At 65.6% G+C, this 21,947-nt stretch carries 19 protein-coding genes; 6 read left to right on the forward strand and 13 right to left on the reverse strand.

Going from position 1 to position 21,947, the window contains the following annotated elements; translation table 11 throughout:
- Positions 1 to 59: 59 nt before the first annotated feature.
- Positions 60 to 767: an autoinducer binding domain-containing protein gene (locus tag JY96_RS13850; RefSeq protein WP_152606506.1), complete on the reverse strand. Its 708-nt coding sequence runs from the start codon at positions 765 to 767 to the stop codon at positions 60 to 62.
- 65 nt (positions 768 to 832) lie between these two features.
- Between JY96_RS13850 and JY96_RS13855 the strand changes: the two genes are divergently transcribed.
- The gene (locus JY96_RS13855) at positions 833 to 1,276 is read left to right on the forward strand and encodes a DUF4902 domain-containing protein (protein ID WP_081961257.1); all 444 of its coding nucleotides are present in this window, start codon (positions 833 to 835) and stop codon (positions 1,274 to 1,276) included.
- Positions 1,277 to 1,381: 105 nt separating this feature from the next.
- A complete protein-coding gene (locus tag JY96_RS13860) occupies positions 1,382 to 1,984 on the forward strand; it encodes an acyl-homoserine-lactone synthase (protein WP_035038281.1) in 603 nt (200 codons plus the stop codon).
- Between the two features lie 21 nt (positions 1,985 to 2,005).
- On the opposite strand, the gene dapA is transcribed toward JY96_RS13860, so the two are convergent.
- Positions 2,006 to 2,902, reverse strand: a complete 897-nt coding sequence (gene dapA / locus JY96_RS13865; RefSeq protein ID WP_035042809.1) for a 4-hydroxy-tetrahydrodipicolinate synthase — start codon at positions 2,900 to 2,902, stop codon at positions 2,006 to 2,008.
- A 259-nt stretch (positions 2,903 to 3,161) separates the two neighbouring features.
- Positions 3,162 to 3,998: a prohibitin family protein gene (locus tag JY96_RS13870; protein ID WP_035038284.1), complete on the reverse strand. Its 837-nt coding sequence runs from the start codon at positions 3,996 to 3,998 to the stop codon at positions 3,162 to 3,164.
- Between the two features lie 146 nt (positions 3,999 to 4,144).
- Between JY96_RS13870 and JY96_RS13875 the strand changes: the two genes are divergently transcribed.
- The gene (locus JY96_RS13875) at positions 4,145 to 5,197 is read left to right on the forward strand and encodes an AraC family transcriptional regulator (RefSeq protein ID WP_161784328.1); all 1,053 of its coding nucleotides are present in this window, start codon (positions 4,145 to 4,147) and stop codon (positions 5,195 to 5,197) included.
- Here JY96_RS13875 and JY96_RS13880 read toward each other — a convergent pair whose 3' ends face one another.
- From JY96_RS13880 to JY96_RS23625, 5 genes are all read right to left on the reverse strand, one after another.
- Positions 5,198 to 5,905, reverse strand: a complete 708-nt coding sequence (locus JY96_RS13880) for a lipase secretion chaperone (RefSeq protein ID WP_035038289.1) — start codon at positions 5,903 to 5,905, stop codon at positions 5,198 to 5,200.
- Positions 5,906 to 6,020: 115 nt separating this feature from the next.
- On the reverse strand, positions 6,021 to 6,848 hold the full coding sequence (locus JY96_RS13885; protein WP_052162517.1) for a dienelactone hydrolase family protein: 828 nt from the start codon (positions 6,846 to 6,848) through the stop codon (positions 6,021 to 6,023).
- Positions 6,849 to 7,061: 213 nt separating this feature from the next.
- Positions 7,062 to 8,117, reverse strand: a complete 1,056-nt coding sequence (locus JY96_RS13890) for a putative solute-binding protein (protein WP_035038291.1) — start codon at positions 8,115 to 8,117, stop codon at positions 7,062 to 7,064.
- Between the two features lie 210 nt (positions 8,118 to 8,327).
- The gene (locus JY96_RS13895; protein WP_161784329.1) at positions 8,328 to 8,879 is read right to left on the reverse strand and encodes a cohesin domain-containing protein; all 552 of its coding nucleotides are present in this window, start codon (positions 8,877 to 8,879) and stop codon (positions 8,328 to 8,330) included.
- A gap of 49 nt (positions 8,880 to 8,928) precedes the next feature.
- Entirely contained in the window at positions 8,929 to 11,604 is a 2,676-nt protein-coding gene (locus JY96_RS23625; RefSeq protein WP_161784330.1) for a C25 family cysteine peptidase, read from the reverse strand.
- A gap of 265 nt (positions 11,605 to 11,869) precedes the next feature.
- Between JY96_RS23625 and pyrC the strand changes: the two genes are divergently transcribed.
- Both pyrC and JY96_RS22350 read left to right on the forward strand, forming a co-directional pair.
- Entirely contained in the window at positions 11,870 to 12,913 is a 1,044-nt protein-coding gene (gene pyrC / locus JY96_RS13905) for a dihydroorotase (RefSeq protein ID WP_035038298.1), read from the forward strand.
- Between the two features lie 5 nt (positions 12,914 to 12,918).
- The gene (locus JY96_RS22350; protein WP_052162518.1) at positions 12,919 to 14,307 is read left to right on the forward strand and encodes a PAS domain-containing protein; all 1,389 of its coding nucleotides are present in this window, start codon (positions 12,919 to 12,921) and stop codon (positions 14,305 to 14,307) included.
- 29 nt (positions 14,308 to 14,336) lie between these two features.
- Here the strand turns inward: JY96_RS22350 and JY96_RS13915 are convergent, their stop codons facing one another.
- The 5 genes from JY96_RS13915 to cysK all read right to left on the reverse strand — a co-directional run bounded on the left by JY96_RS13915 (position 14,337) and on the right by cysK (position 20,180).
- Positions 14,337 to 14,954, reverse strand: a complete 618-nt coding sequence (locus JY96_RS13915) for a response regulator transcription factor (protein WP_035038301.1) — start codon at positions 14,952 to 14,954, stop codon at positions 14,337 to 14,339.
- A 139-nt stretch (positions 14,955 to 15,093) separates the two neighbouring features.
- Complete coding sequence (locus JY96_RS13920) at positions 15,094 to 16,611, reverse strand: PAS domain-containing sensor histidine kinase (RefSeq protein ID WP_035038305.1); 1,518 nt, start codon at positions 16,609 to 16,611, stop codon at positions 15,094 to 15,096.
- Positions 16,608 to 18,257: a PAS domain-containing methyl-accepting chemotaxis protein gene (locus JY96_RS13925; protein ID WP_081961261.1), complete on the reverse strand. Its 1,650-nt coding sequence runs from the start codon at positions 18,255 to 18,257 to the stop codon at positions 16,608 to 16,610. The genes JY96_RS13920 and JY96_RS13925 overlap by 4 nt, the downstream gene beginning before the upstream one ends.
- A gap of 142 nt (positions 18,258 to 18,399) precedes the next feature.
- Complete coding sequence (locus JY96_RS24015; protein ID WP_235333929.1) at positions 18,400 to 19,227, reverse strand: potassium channel family protein; 828 nt, start codon at positions 19,225 to 19,227, stop codon at positions 18,400 to 18,402.
- Positions 19,228 to 19,262: 35 nt separating this feature from the next.
- Positions 19,263 to 20,180 (reverse strand): cysteine synthase A, encoded by a 918-nt coding sequence (gene cysK / locus JY96_RS13935; protein WP_035038307.1) that lies wholly within the window; start codon positions 20,178 to 20,180, stop codon positions 19,263 to 19,265.
- Between the two features lie 93 nt (positions 20,181 to 20,273).
- Between cysK and dsbD the strand changes: the two genes are divergently transcribed.
- Positions 20,274 to 21,944 carry a protein-disulfide reductase DsbD gene (gene dsbD / locus JY96_RS13940; RefSeq protein WP_052162520.1) on the forward strand — a complete coding sequence of 557 codons (1,671 nt, stop codon included), beginning with the start codon at positions 20,274 to 20,276 and terminating at the stop codon, positions 21,942 to 21,944.
- The last annotated feature ends 3 nt before the right edge of the window (positions 21,945 to 21,947 follow it).

Here is a 21,947-nt window from a genome sequence, read left to right on the forward strand (position 1 = left end):
GTTCAAGGAGCGTGCAGACCTTCGATGAAGGCGTCAACCTGCTGAAGAAGCCGAGGAGATCAGCCCAGCAGGCCCGACATGGCCGCCTTGACCGCTGCGTGCAGCTTGTTGGAGGCGTCCAGCTTCACGATGCAGTTGCTGATGTGGAAGTTCACGGTGCGCTCGGTGATGTTCATGATCATGGCCACCTCGCCGGAGGTCTTGCCTTCGGCGGTCCACTTGAGCACTTCCAGTTCCCGCTCGCTGAGTGCGGGCCCAGGCTGGCTGCTGCGCTGGGTGAGTTTTTCCACCAGGGCGGCGTGCGTGAGTTGCCCCAGCAAGGCCAGGTTGCCTTCGATGTGGGCAAATTCATCAGGCGTGCACAGCGTCTGGTCGCGGGCCAGGGTCACCATGCCGAGACGGCCCTGGGCGTCCCGCACACCGATCGAGACCCCGTTGCGGATGCCGTGGGCCATGGCTTGTTCGCCGAAGACGCGCTCGTCAAAGGCCGAGGCATCCCACAACACGGGCGTGGGCGCCCTGGTGCAGTGCCGCACGGTGGGGTCGATCTGGACGTAGTGGTGGCTCTGGTACTGCTGTTGCCAGGCCTCGGGGTAGTTGCTGACCATCTCGATGCGGGGCTGAGAGATCGGCAGCGGGCATTTCACGCCGTAGGCAAAGAAGGGGAAGCCCAGGTTCTGGGAGACCTGGGTGAGGTGCCCGATGGCCGCGGTCAAGCCGCCACTGCCGATGGCCTCTTGCAGAATCGTCTGGCTGGACAGGATCAAGCGCACCTCTTCGACCTGATATTTCTGACATCCCGCGATGTGATCGAATCACCTAACATCATTTGATGATGAAACGATTACCGCAAACCCAGCACCACCCTGACGGTTACCTGCGCCTGACGCTGGCGGAGTTGAAAGCCATGCGGCTGGTGCATTTGTGCAGCGCACAAGACCCCAGTGTAAAAGGCATGCTGGACAGCCTTTGCATACCCTGTCGTCAGGCTGGGTATACGGAATGGTGGGTGCCGGCCATCCATCTGTCAATCGGGTGGGATTGGTATGTCGATGCGCTGACCGCACAGTGGCGCATGGTGCCCTGGGACGTGCGCAGCAACGTGATGCTGGTCACCGTGGAGGCCATGACCGACCTCGGTGCCAAGGCATCCGAGTACCTGTTGCGCCAGCACCTGGCCAGCCTGTCGTGGCCGCAACAGCTGGCGGTGGAGCTGGCGCATGTGGCGCCTCTGGTGCCCGCGGTTTCCGTGGGGGTGCCCTCGGTGCTGCACTGAGGCGCACAGGCTCGATGCACAAGCGCCAGGGCGTGGCAACTGTCATTGGTTTCAGTTGAGCGCGTGGAGGGCGTGCACTTGAATATCCCCATTTGGGGAGTGTTCATGAAGACGATCTTCGGTAAAAAAGCGGATATGTCAGATATCGCGTACAGGGATTTGTCTGCATACCGGTACGAGGTGTTCGTCAACCGATTGGGCTGGCCGCTCGATTGCCCTGTCGGGCAGGAGCAGGACCAGTTTGATCGCGTGGACACGGAATACGTCCTCGCCAGTCAGGATGACGGCAGCCTCTGTGGCTGCGCCCGCTTGCTGCCCACGGACCGCCCGTATCTGCTGGGCGAAGTGTTCCCCGTGCTGATGCATGGGCAGCCCCTGCCGGCGGATGCCACCGTGTGGGAGGTGTCCCGCTTTGCCACCTGGGCCAGCTCGGCCAACCGCGCGGATGCGGACGCCAACGACTGCATCAACCCCATCAGCAACAGCAATGGCCTGGACACCGAGGGCGACCTGATGCGCACCCGCCTGCTGGCTCACGCCGTGCTGGAGCGGGCCGCCGAGCTGGGCGCCAAGCGCCTGATCACCGTCTCGCCTTATGGCATGGAGCGCCTGCTGCGCCGCGTGGGTGTGGATGCGCGACGCAGCGGGCCCCCGGTCATGTGGGGCGGGCAGCTGTTGATCGCATGCTGGATCGACGTGCCGGCCTGATCACTGGGTCTTCAACGCGCATCACGACCCGCTGGCCAGTGCGCGCATATCGGCTTCAACGGCCTGCACGGCGCTTGAGCTGGCCTCCAGAAACGGCGGGCGCACATGCGGCAGCACCAGCCCTTGCCGCGCCAGCTCGGCCTTGACCAGCACCGGGTTGGGCTCGGCAAACAGGCTGCGCATCAATGGGGCCAGCCGGTGCTGCAGTTCACGTGCCGGTGCCAGTTGCCCCTGGCGCAGCGCCTGGTACAGGGCCATGAATTCGCGCGGGGCCACTTGCGCAGCGGCCGTGATGGCCCCCGCCCCACCCAGGCACAGGTTGTGGAAGATCAGGGCGTCTTCGCCACTGAGCACCTGCAAGCGCCCGTCGGCGATCAACTGCTGGGTCTTGTCGATCGAGCCACCGCAGTCCTTGAGGCCGATGATGTGCTCGTGCGCGGCCAGCGTGAGCAGCGTGTCCAGTGTCATCTGCACACCCGTCCGGTAGGGGATGTCATACAGCATCAGCGGCGCGCGCGAGGCATCGGCCAGCGCCTGGAAATGCGTGATCAAACCGGCTTGCGAAGGCCGCACGTAATACGGCGCGGGGCTGAGCACGGCGTGCAGGGGCAAGGTGTTGAGGTGGGCCAGCCTGGCGTGCAGGTGGCCCACATGGTTGCCCGCCAGCCCGGCGATCACCGGCAGGCCTTGTGCGGCATCCAGCACCGTGTCGAGCACGGCATCCTGTTCGGTGTCGTCCAGTGCCGAGGGCTCGCCCGTGCTGCCCAGGGCCACCAGGCCGGTCACACCGGCATCACGCAGGTGCGCGATCAGCCGGCGCAGTGAACGGTGGTCCACCGCCGGGCCTTCAGTCGGGCTGTGGTCCGGGTTGAGAAAGGGGGTGACGAGGGCCACCCAGATCCCTGAAAGATCAGTCATGAAACGCTCCAATGCACATACCAACAGACCGGTATCAAGAACCGTCCGGATGGGCTTGGGCGTTGTCTGGGCTGGGGTGGGGCTGCAAGGCCCTGACCGCTGGCAGGCTGTTACCGTCGCTCATCTGACGGCAGCAGCAGCCCCGGTCAGACGAGCAGCTGTTTTTTGGCTTTGGATGCGACGACCCCGGCTTCGCGGGTGCGGAGGCTGGTGAAGGTGGTCGAGCGCGTGTCCATGCGGGGCATTCTAGCGGTGGCGCTCAGGGCTTGCCATCCACTTGAATGAAGGGCACGGTGCCACCGGTCACATTGGGCAGCTTGCCGTCCCACTTGCGGATGGCTTCGCGCTCGTTTTCAATGCGGCGCAGGGCCAGCAGGTCGGCGGTGATCTGCTGGCGTTGCAAGGCCAGGGCATCGGCTTCGGCCTTGGCACTGGCCACCTTCTGCTTGGCCTCCACCTCGATGCGCTGCAGGTCACGCTCGGCCTTGAGTTTTTCCTGCTCGGCCTTGACCTTGGCCTCGATGGCCTCCGAGAACGAGCGCGAGAACGCAAAGTTCACGATGGCGAATTCATCGAGCATCAGGCCGTGGCGCTGCATCTTTTCACGCAGCAGCGCCCCGATGGCATCACGCACTTCGGTGCGGCGCGACACCAGCTCTTCCGCGGTGAAGCGCGCCGTCACGGCTTTCACGGCCTCTTGCGCGGCGGGGATGATGATGCGGTCGGCCGCGATGTCGGCGCTGGGCCCGATGTTGCGAAACACGTTGACGACCTCTTTGGGGTCCAGGTGGTAGTTGATGGCGATGCGCGTGTGCACGGACTGCAGGTCCTTGGAGGCTGCATCGCCTTCCCCTTCGCCCTTTTGCAGGCGCACGTCCATCATGTGCATGGACTGGGCCAGCGGGATGCGGAAGTGGATGCCGGGCTGGTAGACCTGGTCATCGGCGCGGCCGAAGGTGGTCATCACCCCGCGATCGCCCGCCGTGATCACCACCACGGGGCTGAGCAGGTACAGGCCCAACAGCACGAAGCCCGTGACCGCCACCTTGCGGACGAGGCTCTGGTTGCGGTTGGGGAAGTTGTCGATCACGGGCATGTGCCTCTCCTTTTGTTTTGATGCGTGGAGTGATTCTGTCATGGCCTTTGTGAGTGCCTTGGGTGGGTGAGATTACCGATGTGCATGCAATGCCTTGCGGTCAACAATGGCCCTGCGCGACTCCCCGCTGTTTGCATTTGGTGCCCATGCCTGCCACCCGTCTGCCCCCCGCTCTCGCACCCCGCACGCTCAACGTGACCTTTGCGCGCACGCTGGTCAGCCAGTTGCAGCAGAGCCGGCCGGACCTGATGCCCCGGCTGGATCCCGCTCACCTGCGCTACCTGGACGAGCGTGACCCGCTGGCGCGCTGCACGCTCACCGAGTGGCATGCGCTGATGGACGAGGTGGAGGCCTTGCTGGGCTTGCAGGATCTGGTGCCGCAACTGGCCGAGCAATTCAAGCCCTGGCATGCCGGGCTGCTGGGCTTCACCTTGATGACCAGCGGCACGGTGGTGGAGCTGGCCAAGCTGCTGCGGCGCTTTCACCACCTGCTCAATGACGTGTTCGAGGTGGAGCGCGGCTTCGAGGGCGCGCGCTTCTTCTTGCGCGTACGGCCTGCGTCGGCCGAGTCATCCTGCCGGCTGGCACGCTTGTCGCTGACGGTGTGGGCGCAACGGCTGCGTTGGCTGACCGGCCGGCCGGACTTGAAGCTGGACGCCGCTTTTGTGGGGCCCGCACCGACGGACGTGGCACCCTATCGCCAGATCTTCGGCGGCACGGTGCGTTTTGATCAGGAGGCGGACACCATGTGGGGTGACGCGGCCTGTGTGGATCTGCCCATCGTCTCGCATGACACGGCCAGCCACAGCCTGCTCCAAAGCCAGGCGCTCAAGCAGCTGGAGCAGCTCTCGCGGGGCGAAGATGGCATCGTTGACAAGGTGCGGGGCCTGATCCGCAGCCGGCTGGACACGGGGCAGGTGAGCCTGGAAGACATCGCGGCCGAACTCAAGCTGCCCACGCGCACGATGCAGCGCCGGCTGGACGAGGCCGGTGCCAATTTCAGGTTGATGGTGGACGAGGTGCGCAAGGTGCAGGCCCAGCGCTACCTGCGTGACACGGCCATGCCCTTGTCGGAGCTGGCGGTGGCGCTGGGCTTTGCCGACCACGCGAGCTTCAACCGTGCGTTCAAGCGCTGGATGGGGTGCTCGCCGGGGGCGTTCCGGCGTGAGCAGGCCGGGCGTGGGGCCGGGGCGGGCTGATCAGGGCTTGCTGGCTGTTTGTTGCTGCTGCCATTCGGCTTGCGCCAACTCGGCCTTTTCCTGCAGCGACAGCTTGGGGTCGGTCTGTTTGCGCATCAGCTCCAGCAGCGCCTGCGAGGTCTTCTCTTCCTGGCCAAACAAGGCCTCGGCACCTTCGGCACCGAAGTACTGCTGGCGCAGCTCGTGCAGGCCTTTGAGTTGCGCTGCGGCCTCGTCCAGCGTGCCTTCGCTCAAGCCAGGCGGGTAGGTTTGTGCCACCGCTTGCGCGTACTGGCTGTACTGCTGGTAGAGCGCCTTGAGCTCGCGTTGCGCTTGAGCGGGCAGCGTGCTGGCCTGGATGTCGAGCCGGGCCAGGGCTTCGTCACGCGGGAAGAGGGCCTGGATGCGTTCGACGTCCTGGCGTGTCTGTTGGTCCATGACCAGCGTGCCTTTGTCGGTGGCGCGAAACGTGGGCAGGGTCATGGTGTCCAGGGGCGAGGCGGGCTTTTGGTGGTCAGGTGCGGATGCGCCATCAGCCGTCGGTGTCGCTTCGCTGGTGGCTTGGCCTGGCACGTTGCCCTGGCTGAACCATGAGGCCACGCCATCACGATGGGTCACCTGGCCGTTGGTGTCGACGGCTGGGCCCGTGCTCGGGCTCAAGGCCCACAGGCCCAGGCCTGCCAGGCCAGCAGCCAGGCTCGCCATCACCAGCCACTTCTTGGGTGTCACTTTGCTTGGGTCTCCGGGAGCCATGAAAAAGAGACCGGCCCCAATCGGTTCGGGTCCGGTCTCTCAGGAAGGGCTTGAGCCACGTCCGCTCAAACAGGCGTGGCCATCAAGGCCATCAGAACGGGCCGTTGGACGAGAAGCTCGACAAGGCCGCGTCGTTGCCGTTGAGGAAGCTGCTGTAGCGCGTGTCGCCATCGGCAAAGCGCTTCATCCACGAGATGTTGGTGTAGCTGGCGGGCTCGCTGGCCTTGGTGGGGAAGAAGTGGTCGGCGCCATTGATCACGGCCAGCAGCTTGGGCGTGGTGGCGGGGATGGCGTCATAGAACTTCTGCGAGTGGCTGGCCACCGGTGCGATCACGTCAGAGGAGCCCCCGATGATGGCGGCGGGCACCTTGTTGACCTTCATCTTGGTGGTGGAGGTGTCCCACGGGGCAAAGGCCACCGCGGCCACCAGGCCCGGCGTGGCGCCCGCCGCTTCCAGCGTGCCGCCGCCACCCATGGACCAGCCCGACACGGCCTGGCGGGTGGTGTCGATCTTGCCGACCACGGCACCGGTGTTGAGTGCGCTCACGGTCTTGAGTGCGGCCAGCAACTGTGTGGCCCGGCTGGAGGGGAAGTCAAACAGCGTGTTGGTGGAGATGGCGACCACCACGAAGCCGTGCGTGGCCAGGCGCTTGGCCATGCCGGCCATGGTGCTCTGTGCGGACACGAAGCCCGGGCAGATCGCGACCAGCGCGTACTTGCCTGCGGCCGTGGGCATGTAGATGGTGCCGGCGCCAAAGCCATTGCCGGCCACGGCTTGCGAGGTGATGGCATAGGGGCCGTCGGCCTTGATGGCGTCCAGCGTGGGGTTGGGGCCGTTCTGCACGGCATGGGCCGTGGTGCCACTCAGGGCCAGAAAGCCCAGCGCCAATGCGCCGAGCGTGTGCTTGATCTTGAACATGCTGTCGTCCTTTCAGTGTGCTGTCGAAATGGGGCATCGCCGCCCTTGAATCAGAGGTGCGACGAGTTGACGCATTGTTCTGGCACGCCCGCGATCATTCTTTACTTTGGATGCGGGCCACTTGGCTCGCGGCGCCAAACGCGGGTATCTCCTGCTGGGAATAGCGCTATAAACCGAACGGGTTGGGGTGAAGGTGCGACGCGGTGGCGCGCCTCAGTTCTCCGTGGGCATCGTGCATTCCTGGTCGGCCGGGTTGAGCTTGCAGCGGATGCGTTTGAGCAGCTTGAGGCCTTGCTCGTTGTAGATGCCTTGTTCGGCCAGCTCCACGCGCGTCTGCCGCAGGAACTCGGCGTACTTGGGCGTGTTCTCTGCGGAGAGGTCCATCCAGACGCTGGCGGGCAAGTCCGCCTCGGCCTTGTTGATGCGGGCCAGCACCTCGTCGAAGTGGCTGAACCAGTAACGCCTGGAGGCATCGGCAAAGGCCGGTGCAAAGCGGGTGCGGTCGATGATGAGCTGGTAGCTCATGATCATGTAAGGAAAGCGGCAGACCGCACCTTGCGGGCCCATGCCCTTGAGCAGTTCCAGCGGCTTGAAGGCGATGGCCGGTGCGGCCGCCATGTCGGCCATGCCGTTGTTGAACTTGTTGGCGAAGTTGGTGACGTCGGCCGTGACGGGCTGCGCGCCCGCCTTGAGGATGAGGTGGGCCTGTGCCTTGTCGTGATCAAAGGCCAGGATCTTCTTGCCAGCCATGGCCTCGGGCGTGCTCATGCGCTTGTCGCGCACCACGGCGTACACCGCGCCCACGTCGATCAGGCCGGCCATCTCGTACTTGCCTTGCACCACGTAGCTCGATGCCGATGGGGCGTTGAAGATCTGGCTGGCCATGCGGATGACCTCGTGGCCGGCGGCATGGTCCACCTTGCCCTGGCGCAGGATCAGGGCCGCGCCGAAGGAGTCTGTGGCAGCCGTGACCGGGTTGAAGGCGCGTGTGCGAAAGGCCGTGGCCAGTACGGCATCACATTGCCCGGTGCGGAAGTCGTCCACCGCCACGCGCTCGTCCACATACGACTTGAGCACGAGGTTGAAGCCGGCACCCTGCATGGCCAGCGCGTAGTCCTTGGCGGCATTGAACATCTCGCCGCTGGCGCCCTGCAGGTCGAAGACGCACAGCTTCGGATCAGCGGCATGCGCGGCAGCCGGTGCCAGCAGAGCCAGGGCGGTGAACAGGGTGGCGGCCAGGATGGGCTGTCGGCGTGAAGGCTGGGGCATGGTGGGCAGGCGAGATTGGGCAGGTGAGCAGGTGACGGAGGGGCCAACAGGCCTGGCCTCGAACCCTAAGCGAAGCGCGATGCGGTGTCGATGCGCATGCGACAAAAAAGGGCCTCCGCGTCGCGAAGGCCCTTGAATCTGGTGCCAGTGGTCGCCCTGGCAGGCCAGATGCCGCTGTGTGGGGCGGTGTGCGCTTGCCTGCCCTGGTGATCAGGCGCGCTTGCGCCAGCCGATCAGGCCCATGCAGGCCACACCGGCCAGCATCAGGGTCAGGCTGGAGGGCTCGGGCACGGCCGCCACGTTCACGCTGCCGTTGACATAGGTGACGGCCACCGGGTTGCCGAGTTCATTGCCAAAAGGGAAGGAGCCCGACTCGCTCACGCTGATGGCCGAGGTGCCGCTGCCCACGGCGGTGAATTGCAGGGTGGCGGTCAGGAAGTCCCCTTTGATGGGGGCGACAAAGGTGTTGAAGTACACGTCGCTGACCGTGCCGGATGCCGGGTCCAGCAGGCCCGTGGAGGTGGCGAACTCCCACGAGGCCGGGATGGTGATGGCGTTGAGTTGCAAGATGGCCGGGTCAAAGGCGAGGTTGTAGCCGCCGCCAAAGATCTTGTCGGGGAAGCCCGTCGCGGCCACGTCCACCGAGAAGGTGTCGCCCAGGTTCACATTGCTCAGTGAGGGGGTGATGGACACGGTCTGGGCTTGAACGGCCAGGCAGGCGAACAGGGTGGCCGAGGCCAGCAGGGTGTGATGCAGTTTCATGGTGATCTCCATTGAGTGCTTGAAGGTGCTTGAGGGTGATCAAGCGGGTTTACTTGCGGGTGAGGGTGTCGAGGTGGAAGGCGGATGGGCCAGGAGCCTTGCCGAACAGCTTGGCGAACAGGCTGATGTCCAGCGAGTTGACGATGCCGTCGCCGTTGAGGTCGCCCGGCACCTTGCGCTTGCTGAACTGGTTGCGCATGGCGGCCAGGTCCAGCGAGTTGACGAAGCCGTCGTTGTTCAGGTCGGCATCGCAGGCATTGCCGTAACCGTCGCCATCGGTGTCGAGCTGGTCCTTGTTGGGCACGAGGATGCAGTTGTCGCGGCTGTCAGGGATGCCGTCGCCATCGGTGTCCGTCTCGATCGCGGCGGCTTGCGTGGTGGCGCCATCCGGCGAGCCCACGCGCACCCACACGTTGTTGCCCTTGAAGTCACCCAGGTCGATCGAGCCGTTGCCGTTGTCGTCGACCAGGCCACGCCCCACCGTGCCGCCGGTGGCCGGGTCGATGGCGATGGCGGTGATCCACTCAGGCTTGGCCAGATTGGGCGGGCAAGTCAGGCAACCAGGTTGGAAGGGCACCTTGATCTTCGCCAGGTTCGATTCCAGCGTGATGATGGGGATGCTGAACTTCCACGGCGGGGCCACGCGCAGCTTGACGGTCGGGTCACCCAGCAGGTTGTAGATGTTGAGCTCTTGCTGCAGGTTGACGATGCCGGGGCGCGTCTGGGTGCTGTCCAGTGGGTGCTGGTTGGCTTGCGAGCCGTTGGCCACATCGGCCACATAGGTCTTGGCGTAGTTCAACAGGTCGCCCAGGCGTTGCACCGGGCTGCTGGTGCCGTAGGTGGTGATCAGGCCGGGGAAGACGCCATCGAACAGGCCCAGCGTGAGCTGGTTGTTGTCGGTGGTGCTGCTCTGGCGGCTGTCGCCGATCACGGCCAGGGCACCATCGGCCTTGCGCAGGAAGGCTTCGGCCCAGTAGGTGGTGCTGGCGGACATGCCGTAACCCGATCCCCAGATGTTGCCCGGCAGGTCCACCGTTTCGTTGTCGAACACACCGCTGGCGCAGTTGATGCTGAACACGACCGGGAACTGGTTGTTGGTCACCGACACGAGCGACAGGTCGCTGGTGCTGAATGAGGGGTCACCCCAGCCATCCCACCAGCCGTGGTCGCGGTGGTAGACCAGGGCCGAGCCCTGGTTGATGGCGTTGGCGATGTCGGTGCGGGTGGCGTTCCACGCCAGCGTGGGCTTGTTCAGCGCCGCCGGCATGGGGGCACCGCTGTTGTAGAACATCGGGTTGGATGTGCTGGACGCGGTGTACAGGCGCGGCACGCTGTAGCCCAGGCCCACGGCATGGTCACGCACGCGCTCGGTGGTTTCCACAAACCAGCGCTGGTCGGTGCTGCCGTTGCCCTGGAAGTAGGAGGCAAAGGTCAGGCGGCTGTAGAAGTCCTGCCCGAAGATGGGGTTGGGTGGGGGCGAGTTCTCGAACGCCATCACCTTGGACACCACCGTGTTGGCCTGGGCCAGGGTGTCCACCGGGAAGCGGCCGATGCCAAACGGCGGGATGGTGGTAGCCGTGGCACCAGGCAGGAACTGGCCGAACCAGATGTCGCCCGCGTTCTTCGCGCTGTCCCAGATGTTCTTGGCGTCGTAGTGCGTGGGCACGTACTCGGCGTCCCCCATGAACAGCACCCACTTGGGCCGCACGAGGTGGCTGTTGTAGTAGCTGCTGATCCAGTTGCGGATCTGGGCATCGGTGGCATTGGCGCCAGCGCCCGTGATCTCGCTGGTGGTGACCACGCGTGTGGAGATGCCCAGCGCCTGCTTGTGGGCCTTGAGCGCATCGGCCGCGGCCTTGAAGTTGGGGTGCGTGATGATCAGGTAGCGCGCACCCAGGAAGGCCGGGTCCAGCGTGATGGGCGGTGCGCAGGTGAGCTCGTTGACCAGACCCTTGTTGAGCGTGAATTGCACGGCGGGCAGCAGCAGCTTTTCAATGCGCTGGTCGATGCCATCGAAGCCGGCTTTCTGCGTGCTGCCCAGCACGCCCTTGAGCTTGAGCCGGTCGTACTGGAAGCAGCTGCCCGGGTGTTTGATGGTGACCAGGTAGCTGGGGTAGTAGGTGATCAACTGCTGGCTGGGGTCGTAGCCATAGGGGCTGAGCTGGTAGCCCTGCACATTGGCGTCGCCCTTGAAGATGCTGCGCTCGCCTTGTTTCTGCCCGGGTGTCTTCACGCCCTTGGCCCAGATGTCGGCGTTGAACGCGAACTTGGGCAGTTCATGGTCACCGGTCCTGGTCGAGATGGGCGGCTGGATGGGGTACAGGCGTGCGGGCAGTCGCTGGATGCCGCCTTCGGGGGCGATGTCGATGGTGCCGCCCTTGCCGTCCACCGGCAGGGCCAGCGAGAAGCCGGCCACCGGCACTTCGGGCAGGCCGATTTCATCGCTGTCATTGCTCACGGCGCCGGGGCCGCTGCTTTGCGCAAAGCGCTGGAACACGCCGCTGCTGGTCTCCACATTGGCCAGCATGGGCTTTGGCACAGTCACGCGCAGCACGGTGGCCTCGGGGCTGATCGACACGGTGTCGATGCGCACGCCGGGTGCGGTCTGGGCCATCGACGTCTGGCTCAAGGCCAGTTGCGCCAGCAGCACCAGGCTGCCTTGGGCGCAAGCCCGCAGCGGCTGCCGAAGCAGGCGAGGGGCAGGGGGATTCAACAAGGGGTTCATGGTCACCTCCAAAAGCGGTCTTGCAACAACACCGAGCCGGACTGCGTCGGTATGGGGCGAAGACTAGGCAGCGGGCCGCGGGGCCACAAGGCTGCATGCGGGGCTTGCCCCTAAGGGTGGGGAGCGCTTTGTTGGGTGGGGCCTAGAACAGGGGCCCTAATTTCACGGACTTGGCCGGTTTGATCTCCCTACCCTTTGGGGTTTGGACAAAGGTCATGTCGGAAATGAGAAAATCCTTGTTTTCGCCTTCCGTGCCCGATTCACCATGACCGCCTCCACGCCTTCTTCCCTGGTTCTGACCCGCCCCGATGACTGGCACCTGCATGTGCGGGACGGCGCGGCCATGGCCGCCGTGGTGCCGGCCACGGCGCGGCAGTTCGCGCGGGCCATCGTCATGCCCAATCTGCGCCCGCCCGTGACCACGGCCGAGCAGGCTCAGGCCTACCGCGAGCGCATCCTGGCAGCGGTGCCTGCAGGCGTGGCCTTCGAGCCCCTGATGGTGCTCTACCTCACCGACAACACCCCCGCCGAAGAAGCCGCCAAGGCCAAGGCCATGGGCGCCGTGGCCTTCAAGCTCTACCCCGCGGGGGCCACCACGAACAGCGATGCCGGCGTGACCGACCTGCGCAAGACCTACAAGGTGCTGGAGGCCATGCAGCGCGAAGGCCTGGTGCTGTGCGTGCACGGCGAAGTGACCGACGGTGACGTGGACGTGTTCGACCGCGAGAAGGCCTTCATCGACGACAAGCTGATCCCGCTGCGCCGTGACTTCCCCGAGCTGAAGGTGGTGTTCGAGCACATCACCACCAAGGAGGCTGCGCAGTACGTGAGCGAGGCGGACCGCTTCGTGGGCGCCACCATCACGCCGCAGCACCTGCTGTACAACCGCAATGCCATCTTCATGGGGGGGGTGCGCCCGCACTACTACTGCCTGCCCATCCTCAAGCGCGAAGAGCACCGCGTGGCCCTGGTGCAGGCCGCCACCAGCGGCAGCCCCAAGTTCTTCCTGGGCACCGACAGCGCGCCGCATGCCTCGCACCTGAAAGAACACGCATCGGGCTGCGCCGGTTGCTACACCGCACCTTGCGCCATCGAGCTGTATGCCGAGGCCTTCGAGGCCGCGGGCGCGCTCGACAAGCTGGAAGCCTTCGCCAGCTTCTACGGTGCCGATTACTACGGCCTGCCGCGCAACACCGACCAGATCACGTTGCAGCGCGAAGAATGGGTCGTGCCCGAAGTCCTGCCCTTCGGCGAGGCCCAGATCAAGCCCCTGCGTGGTGGCGAAACCCTGCACTGGCGCATGGTCTGAAGCCTGTGAAGGTCGCTCCACGCATCCAGGTCCTGCTGGACGAGTTGCCCGCGCTGGTGGGCTACTGGGACACGGCCGTGCGCAACTGCTATGGCAACCGGGCCTATCTGGACTGGTTCGGCATGAGCCCGGCGCAGATGCATGGGCGCCACATGTCCGAGGTGATCGGCCCGCAGCTGTATGCCTTGAACAAGCCGTATGTGGATGCGGCCCTGGCCGGGCAGGTGCAGACCTTCGACCGCACCATCGTGGACCTGCGCGGTGACCGGCATCACACGCAGGCGCACTACATCCCCGATTGCGTGGACGGTGTCGTGCAAGGCTTTTTCGCACTGGTGTCCGACATCACGGACCTCAAGCAGACCAGCGAAGAGCTCAAGGAAGCGCAGCGCATCGGCCGTCTGGGCAGCTGGTGCTGGGACATCCAGGCCGACACCGTGGACTGGTCACCCGAGCTGTACAGCTTCTTCGGGCGCGACCCGGGCTCGGCGCCCCCTTGCTTCAACGAACTGCAAGCGTTCCACCCGCCGCAGAGCTGGCAGACCCTCCAGGCCTGCGTGACGCGGGCCATCGAAGCGGGTGAGCCTTATGCCCTGGAGTTGCCCTTCGTGCGGGCCGACGGCAGCCAGGGCTGGTTGCTGGCGCACGGGCACCCGGTGCGTGGCGCCGACGGGGCCGTGGTCAAGCTGCGTGGCACCGCGCAGGACGTGAGCGAGCGCAAGGCCATGGAGCTGGCCTTGCTGGCGTCTCGCAATGAATTGCGCGAGATGGTGGCCCACCACGAGGTGGCCTGCGAAGAAGACCGCAAGCACATCTCGCGTGAGCTGCATGACGAGCTGGGCCAGTTGCTGTCGGCCATGCGCTTGGACATCGCCCAGCTGCGCCACGAACTCGCTGGCAGCCGCGACCAGGTGGCCAGCACCATCGACGACATGCAGGGCCTGGTCGACAAGATGTTCCGGGTGGTGCGCAGCGTCAGCACCAGCTTGCGGCCAGCGGTGCTGGACTTCGGCTTGCTGCCTGCGCTGGAGTGGCTGGCGCAAGACACGGCTCAACGCAGCCGGATCGTCTGCAACCTGGATTTTGATGGCTCGGATCTCGCTTTGCGCGACGCGCAGGCGGCCACCATCTTCCGGGTGGTGCAGGAGTCGCTGACCAATGTGATCCGGCATGCGCAGGCGGCGCAGGTCGACATCAGCTTGCGTCACACCGCACTCGACCTGGCCTTGTGCATCCGCGACAACGGCCGCGGGTTCGATGCCACGGCCAAACGCCCGCGGGCGGGCTTTGGCCTCTTGAGCATGCGCGAGCGCGTGCTGTCCCTGGGCGGCCAGATGCACCTGGACACCGCACCCGGCCAGGGCACGACCATCCGGATCAGCATCCCCTTGTGACCGGCCTGAGCGGCCTCGGCTCAGGCCACTCAGCTCAAGCCGTGCTTGAGCGCGTACTTCACCAGGTCGGCGTTGTTGCCGATGTCGAGCTTGTGCATGATGCGTGTCTTGTGTGTGCTGATGGTCTTGGGGCTGAGGTTCAGGCGTTCGGCGATGTGGCCGATGGGCACGCCTGACACGATCAGCCGCAGCACCTGTTCTTCGCGTGCAGACAGGAGTTCATGGCGCGCATGTGAGAAGGACGAGGCCACCGAGTCCATCAGGGCCGGGTCGATGTACTTGCCACCTCGGGCAACCCTGCGGATGGCCGTGAGCACGCACGTCGGGTCGCTGTCCTTGGTCACGTAGGCCGATGCGCCCAGCTTCATGGCGCGCTGGATGATCTGCCCTTCGTTGTGCATGGACAGGATCACGATGGGGGGCGCTTCGTCCTGTTCCACGAGCTCTTGCAGCAACGACAGGCCTTGTGCCCCGGGGATGGACAGGTCCAGCACCAGCACGTCCAGGGGTGTCTCGCTCAGCAGGCGCAGCACCTCCAGGCGGTTGACGGCATGCCCCACCACGGCCATGTCGGTGGTGGCGGAGATCAATTGCTGGAGGCCTCCGAACACGATCGGATGATCATCGGCGATGGCGACACGAATCATCACGGTACTGCTGACTGCTTGAATGCGATTGAAATGCAAAGCGAAAGGGCCCTGGCCCACGCTCGTGCATGAGGACAGGGACTATATGGTTGTGGCCCCCGGGAAGACAATGCGGGCGCCGTTGATGTGGGTCAAGCTTTCATGAGGCCCATGCGCTTGTGGGTGCGGCGTTTTCACATGGCGAGGCTGCCGGCAGCTCCATCCAGAAGGTGCTGCCCTGGTTTTCCACGCTGTGCACGCCGATGTGGCCGTCCATGTTGTCCAGCAGCTTTTTGCAGATGGCCAGGCCGATGCCGGTGCCCTCGATGCCGCGAGCCCGGGCGCCCAGGCGATTGAAGGGCTTGAACAACTCGCTCATCTGCTCGGGGGGGATGCCAAAGCCTCGGTCGGTGATGGCCAGGCGCACGCGCCCCTCGGGGGCCGCCACCTGCGCCAGCGTGACGTGGCCACTGGTGTGGCTGTACTTGATTGCGTTGGACAGCAAGTTGAGCAGCACCTGCCGCACACGCAGCCGATCGGCCTTCACCCAGGTTGGCGCCAGCATGGTGTTGACGACGCTGATCTGCTTGTCGCAGGCCAGCGGGTGGAGCAGGGACAGGCAGGCCTGCGCCTGGTCGACCAGGTCGACGGCCTCCAGCGTCATCACATCCTGCCCGCTCTCGATCTGGGCCAGGTCCAGGAGGCCGTTGATCAGGCTCATCAGGTGCTGGCCCGCAAACAGGATCTCGCGCGCAAAGCTGGCCTGCCTGGGTTGGGTCAGATCCTTGCTCAGCAACTGGCCAAAGCCCAGGATGGCGTTGAGCGGCGTGCGCAGTTCATGGCTGATGTTGGAGAGCACCGCCGTCTTGGCGGCACTGGCCTGCTCGGCGCTTTGCTTGGCGGCGTGCAGGGCGGCCTGCCGGGCCATTTCATCCGAGCAGTCCGAGAAGATGTTGAAGATGAAGGCCGGCGTGCCTTCGTGATTGGCAACGACCCCCACATGGCTGGACGAGATCATGTGCGTGCCATCTGCCCGCAGCAGTGGCACCTTGCCCTGCCATTGAAAGTCGCATGTGGTGATGCGGTTGAGGCGTTGGAGGTAGCGCCGCTTCAGGGCCGGTGGCACGAAATCCAGGATGGACCGGCCTTGCAGGTCGGACGTGGCGTGGCCCAGCAGAGAAGCGGCTGCATGGTTGGTGTAAATCATCTGCCCGCCACGGTCGGCGATCACCACGCCCTGGTCGGTCAGGTCCAGCACCTGCGTGAGCAGGGACGAATGCGCCTGGGCCAGCAGCCGGTCGGTGATGTCGGTGCGGATGGACACGTACTCCTGCACGCTGCCCTGTGCATCACACAGCGGCACGATGGTGGACTTCACCCAGTAATAACCACCGTTCTTGCGGCGGTTGCAGATCACGCCGTGCCAGACCTGGCCACTGGCGATGGTGCGCCACAGATCCCGGTACAGGGTTTCGCCGTGGCGGCCCGACTTGAGGATGCCGTGCGTTCGGCCAATCAGCTCCTCGCGCTCATAACCGCTGATGGCGCAGAAGCGGTCGTTGGCCTGGGTGATCACGCCGTGCCGGTCGGTGACGCTCACGATGGCGTGGTGGTCGAGGGCGAGCCGCATTTTGGCCAAGGTGCTGTCGGCGGTTTCCATGGCTGGGTGCAGGTTCATGCAGGCACGTCCATCCCGGTGAAGGCCATCTGTGCCTGTCCTGGTGTCTCGGCAGGCAGGGGCGCGTGCGTGTCGGCCGGATCGTCGGTCAAGCCCGCCTGATGGCAGAGCTGGTAGATCGAGGCGGCTTCACTCAGGCGCATGGCCTGTTCATGCAGGGACATCGTGGCCGCGGCGCCGGTCTCCACCAGGTCGCCGTTTTGCCGGGTCAGGGTTTCCAGTTCGGTGATGGCCTCGTTGACACAGGCCACGCCATCGGCCTGCTGCTGCGCAGCCTGGCGGATCTCCTGCGTCAACTGGTTGAGCGTGCCCACCACGCGCTGGATGTTGTTCATGGAGCTGCCCGCCTGTTCGACCACGTTCAAGCCCGCGTCCACCTGGGTCTTGGAGGCCTCGATCACGGCCTTGATCTCGTTGGCCGCATCCGCGCTTTTCTTGGACAGGGCCCGCACCTCGGCGGCCACCACGGCAAAGCCCCGGCCGTGCTCGCCGGCACGCGCGGCCTCGACAGCGGCGTTGAGCGCCAGGATGTTGGTCTGGAAGGCGATGGCGTCGATCATGGCGGTGATCTCCGAGACGCGCTGGCCGGACTGGGCAATGCCGTGCATGGTCTCCAGGGTGCGCGCCATCATGGCCTTGCCATTGCTGGTGGCCTGGTCGGCCTCGCTGGCCAGGCCGGCGAGCGATTGCGCGGTGTCCTGGTTGGTCGTGATGGTGGCGGCAAGCTGCTCCATGGCCGAGGCGGTCTCGGCCAGCTTCTCGGTGGCGCGGCCCGTGCGGCCATACAGGTCCAGGTTGCCGTCCTGCATGGCCGCCACGGACACCTTGACCTTTTCAACCTGCCCGCGGATGTCGCAGCCCAGGGCGACCAGGTTGAGCCCGGCCTGCTCGATGCCGCGCATCAGGGCGCCGATCTCATCGGCCCGATCAGGAAACAGTGGCTGGGGCTTTTGCCCGCTGGCCACCAGCCGGGCCTGCGTCACGAGTTCGCGCAGGGGCTGCAGCACGGTGGCGCGCCACCAGGCCAGCACGAGGGCGCAGGTGCAGGCCATGATCGTGATGGCGATCGCGCGGGACGTGGTGCTTTGCGGCAGCAGGTCCAGCAGGCTGGCGGCGGCAATGGCTGCGACGCCCAGCGTCAGCCGGTGGGCCACCGACATGTTGCGCAGGCGATCCAGCCAGACCATGGCGCCGGACCGCACCAGGCGGCCCTGGCGGATGCACCAGCCGCGCAGGCGGCCGTCCCGCAGGCCCTCGTACAAGGGCGCGGTGGCGCGCACCGCCTCCGGGTCGGCGCGGGTGCGCACGGACATGTAACCCACCACCTCGGTGCCATTGCGGATGGGGGTGACGTTGGCGCGAACCCAGTAGTGGTCGCCGTCACTGCGGCGGTTCTTGACCAGGGCGGACCAGGTGGCGCCTGACTTCACGGTCTGCCACAGGTCGGCAAAGGCCTCGGGCGGCATGTCGGGGTGGCGCACCATGTTGTGCGGCTGGCCATACAGCTCGTCCTTGCTGTAGCCCGCTACACGCAGGAAGGCGTCATTGGCGTAGCGGATGCGGCCCTTGGTGTCCGTGGTGGACAGCAGGGTTTCAAATTCATCGACCGGATATTCTTTTTGTGTGATCGGCAGGTTTTCACGCATGCACGCTCCGTTATCCCTGTTGTGCGCATGGGAAATGATAGGGAGCGGGCTCTGCGCTGTCTGTCAGCAGAACACGTAATCGCATTCAGGAAATCCTGAAGGCTTGGGGCGGGATGGCGGGCATCGGGGCCCCGCCCCGACGTCAAGGCTGCTCGGCGTGCGTGGCCGGGGCTTCGTCGGTGTCAGCATCGGGCTGCTCGGCCTTCAGCGCTTCCACCACCTGGCGCAGGGCCACGAGTTCCTGCCGCACGGCTTGCAGCTGCTGGTGCATGTCACGCAGGATGTCGTGCTCGACCTTGCGCTCCTGCGTGCCCACGAACATGGCGGCGATGCTGGCCGTCACCAGTGACAGCAGGCCATAACCCAGCAGCACCACGAACACCGAGAAGATGCGCGAGGCCGTGCTGCTGGGCACCACGTCGCCATAACCCACGGTGGCTGCGGTCGAGAACGCGAGCCAGAGCCCGTCGTGCAGGGAGGTGACCTCAGGGTCCAGCCAGTAAAAACCGATGCCGCACAAGGCCAGCACCGTGCCACCCATGGCCAGCAGGCGAACCAGGCCGGTTTCGGTGAACAAGGGCAGGCTGATCTTGAGCAGGCGGTAGAGCATCAACACCGCGACGATCAGGCGCCAGATCAGGGCCGGTTCGGATTCGTTGCTCTGCGGCAGCACCGCGTTGAGCAGCAGCGCCACCCCGAGGAACCAGTCCAGCTTGAGCTCCAGTGGGTGCTGCCCCCAGGTCCGGGTCCTGCCGTTGGGCCGCGAGGCGCCACGGCCCGCCACCAGCTTCTGGACGCGCCATGCCGACACCAGGATCACCACCCCGCTGACCACGTACATCCAGGTCGCCCAACTGGCCGGTGTCGGCATCATCGAATCGTAAAAAGCCGGCACGCTCGCGATCAAGGCGATGAGCATGGGCCAGGGGGATGAAGCGTCGTCGAGGAAGCGGTGGCGTCTGGTTGGCATGAACGGTGTCTGGCGGGGTGGGCGGCAGGTGGGCCTCAGGCTGGCAGGTAGCCTTCCACCGACAGGTAACGTTCGCCGGTGTCATAGCAAAAGCCCAGGACCTTGGCCCCATAAGGCAAGTCTGGCAGTTTTTGCGCGATGGCCGCCAGCGTGGCCCCCGAGGAAATCCCCACCAGCATGCCTTCTTCACGGCCTGCTCGGCGCCCATATTCGCGCGCGTCTTCCGCGTCGACCTGGATCACGCCATCCAGCAGATCGGTGTGCAGGTTGGCCGGGATGAAGCCCGCGCCAATGCCCTGGATGGGGTGCGGTGCAGGCTGCCCACCCGAGATGACGGGCGAGGCCTTGGGCTCCACCGCAAACACCTTCAGCTTGGGCCAGGCGGCCTTGAGCACCTTGGCGCAACCCGTGAGGTGGCCGCCCGTGCCCACGCCGGTGATCAGCGCATCCAGGCCTTCGGGGAAATCGGCCAGGATCTCCTGGGCGGTGGTCTGCTCGTGCACCGCGATGTTGGCCGGGTTCTCGAACTGCTGCGGGATCCAGGCCAGCGGGGTTTCGGCGGCCAGCTCCTGGGCGCGGGCGATGGCGCCCTTCATGCCCTTTTCGCGCGGGGTCAGGTCGAAAGTGGCGCCATACGCCAGCATCAGGCGGCGGCGTTCAATGGACATGCTGTCGGGCATGACCAGGATCAGGCGGTAGCCCTTGACCGCGGCCACCATGGCCAGGCCGATGCCGGTGTTGCCCGAGGTCGGCTCGATGATGGTGCCACCCGGCTTGAGGGCGCCGCTGCGCTCGGCGTCTTCCACCATGGCCAGGGCGATGCGGTCCTTGATGGAGCCGCCGGGGTTGGCGCGCTCGGCCTTGATCCACACTTCCGGCCCGGTGCCGAACAGGCGGTTCATGCGGACGTGCGGCGTCTTGCCGATGGTGTCGAGGATGTTGAGGGCTTTCATCTTGAACTCCAGAATTGGTGTGCGTGCCGATGAACTGGCGGCAAAAGGACGCTGGCCGGACAGGATAAGCCCAGCCCGGGCAGAATGTCGGCCATGAATGACATCAAGCGGATTGTCGCGCCTTGGCGCGTGGTGTGGGTGATCCTGGGCATGATCCTGGTGCTCTGTGTGGGCAGGGCGCAGGCGCAAACCTTCCTGCCGCCGGACAAGGCTTTTCAGGCCAGCGTCAGCCAGGTGGGCCCGCATGCCCTGCAGGTGGATTTCACCCTGGCGCGTGGCGTGTACCTGTACCGCGAGCGGCTGGAAGCCCGCGTTGATGCGGGTTCGGGTGTGCCGCCCCTCTTGCTGAAGTGGGATCTGCCGCCCGGCCAGCCCAAGCATGACCCCACGTTCGACAAGGTGCTGGAGGTCTACCACGGTGATGTCTCCGGCACGGTCACGGTGCCTGACACGCTGCGCGGCGAACTGCCGCTGACCATCGTGTACCAGGGCTGCGCCGACGCCGGTCTGTGCTACCCGCCGCAGAAAAAACAGCTGCGTTTGAAGCTGGATGACCACGGGCAGATCCTGGCGGTGAGTGGGGCTGCCGGCGCCCAGGCATCGGTTTCATCCAATGGGGCGGACAAGGCCCTGCAGGCGGACGCGGGTGATGACGGCGGCATCAACCGTGCCCTGGCCACCGGCCAATGGTGGACGGTGGTGCCCGTGTTCCTGCTGGCCGGCATCCTGCTGTCGCTGACGCCTTGCGTGCTGCCCATGGTGCCCATCCTGTCGTCCATCATCGTGGGCCAGAAGGAGCACGTCAGCCGCGGGCGCGGCTTTGCCCTGGCGCTGAGCTATTCGCAGGGCATGGCCCTGGTCTACACCGCCCTGGGCGTGGCCGCGGGGTTGCTGGGGCAGGGCTTGTCGGCCTATTTGCAGCACCCCTGGGTGGTGCTGGGTTTTGCCGTGCTGATGGTGCTGCTGGCCTTGTCGATGTTCGGCCTGTATGAGCTGCAGCTGCCCCCCGCCGTACAAAGCTGGCTGGGCGCCGGCACCAGCCAACTGCCCGGCGGCAAGTTCATCAGCGTGTTCGTGATGGGTGTGGTGTCGGCCCTGGTGGTGAGCCCTTGTGTGTCGGCCCCGCTGGCTGGGGCCTTGCTCTACATCAGCCAGACGCACGATGTGGTGCTGGGCGGCACGGCGCTGTACGCCATGGCCTGGGGCATGAGCGTGCCGCTGCTGCTGGTGGGCCTGTCTGCAGGCAGCCTGTTGCCGCGCACCGGGCCCTGGATGAAAGCGGTCAAGGCCTTGTTCGGCGTGCTGATGCTGGGCATCGCCGTGTGGGTGGCGCGCCCGGCCTGGCCTTATCTGCAGTCGCTGGTGGGGCAGGCGCCAGCCGTATCGGCCCACCACAGCGTGTTGCCCTTCGAGCGGGTGCGCACCGTGGCCGAGCTGGATGCCGCGCTGGCGCAGGCCAAGGCGCAGGGCAAGCCGGTGATGCTGGATTTCTATGCGGACTGGTGCACCTCCTGCCTGGAGATGGAGCACGAGACCTTTGCTGACCCGCAGGTGCAGGCGCGCTTGAAAGGCGCCGTGCTGCTGCAGGCCGATGTGACCGTCAACACGGCCGACGACCGCGCCTTGCTGCAGCGCTTCAAGCTCTTTGGCCCACCCGGCCTGATCTTCTTTGATGTGCAGGGGCGCGAACTGAGCAGCGCCCAGGTCGTGGGCTTCCAGAAGCCGCAGGACTTCCTGCGCAGCCTCGAAAAAGCTGGGCTTTGAGCG

The organism is Aquabacterium sp. NJ1 (assembly GCF_000768065.1).
Classification (GTDB): Bacteria; Pseudomonadota; Gammaproteobacteria; order Burkholderiales; family Burkholderiaceae_C; genus Aquabacterium.

Bases quoted from the DNA above. Each gene is read 5' to 3' on its own strand.
- JY96_RS13855 (WP_081961257.1), top strand. From the start codon at position 833: ATGATGAAACGATTACCGCAAACCCAGCACCACCCTGACGGTTACCTG.
- JY96_RS13870 (WP_035038284.1), bottom strand. From the start codon at position 3,998: ATGCCCGTGATCGACAACTTCCCCAACCGCAACCAGAGCCTCGTCCGC.
- JY96_RS13860 (WP_035038281.1), top strand. From the start codon at position 1,382: ATGAAGACGATCTTCGGTAAAAAAGCGGATATGTCAGATATCGCGTAC.
- JY96_RS13920 (WP_035038305.1), bottom strand. From the start codon at position 16,611: ATGAACCTGCACCCAGCCATGGAAACCGCCGACAGCACCTTGGCCAAA.
- JY96_RS13885 (WP_052162517.1), bottom strand. From the start codon at position 6,848: ATGTTCAAGATCAAGCACACGCTCGGCGCATTGGCGCTGGGCTTTCTG.
- dapA (WP_035042809.1), bottom strand. From the start codon at position 2,902: ATGACTGATCTTTCAGGGATCTGGGTGGCCCTCGTCACCCCCTTTCTC.
- JY96_RS23625 (WP_161784330.1), bottom strand. From the start codon at position 11,604: ATGAACCCCTTGTTGAATCCCCCTGCCCCTCGCCTGCTTCGGCAGCCG.
- dsbD (WP_052162520.1), top strand. From the start codon at position 20,274: ATGAATGACATCAAGCGGATTGTCGCGCCTTGGCGCGTGGTGTGGGTG.
- JY96_RS13890 (WP_035038291.1), bottom strand. From the start codon at position 8,117: ATGCCCCAGCCTTCACGCCGACAGCCCATCCTGGCCGCCACCCTGTTC.
- JY96_RS13925 (WP_081961261.1), bottom strand. From the start codon at position 18,257: ATGCGTGAAAACCTGCCGATCACACAAAAAGAATATCCGGTCGATGAA.
- JY96_RS13915 (WP_035038301.1), bottom strand. From the start codon at position 14,954: ATGATTCGTGTCGCCATCGCCGATGATCATCCGATCGTGTTCGGAGGC.
- JY96_RS24015 (WP_235333929.1), bottom strand. From the start codon at position 19,227: ATGCCAACCAGACGCCACCGCTTCCTCGACGACGCTTCATCCCCCTGG.
- JY96_RS13875 (WP_161784328.1), top strand. From the start codon at position 4,145: ATGCCTGCCACCCGTCTGCCCCCCGCTCTCGCACCCCGCACGCTCAAC.
- cysK (WP_035038307.1), bottom strand. From the start codon at position 20,180: ATGAAAGCCCTCAACATCCTCGACACCATCGGCAAGACGCCGCACGTC.
- JY96_RS13895 (WP_161784329.1), bottom strand. From the start codon at position 8,879: ATGAAACTGCATCACACCCTGCTGGCCTCGGCCACCCTGTTCGCCTGC.
- pyrC (WP_035038298.1), top strand. From the start codon at position 11,870: ATGACCGCCTCCACGCCTTCTTCCCTGGTTCTGACCCGCCCCGATGAC.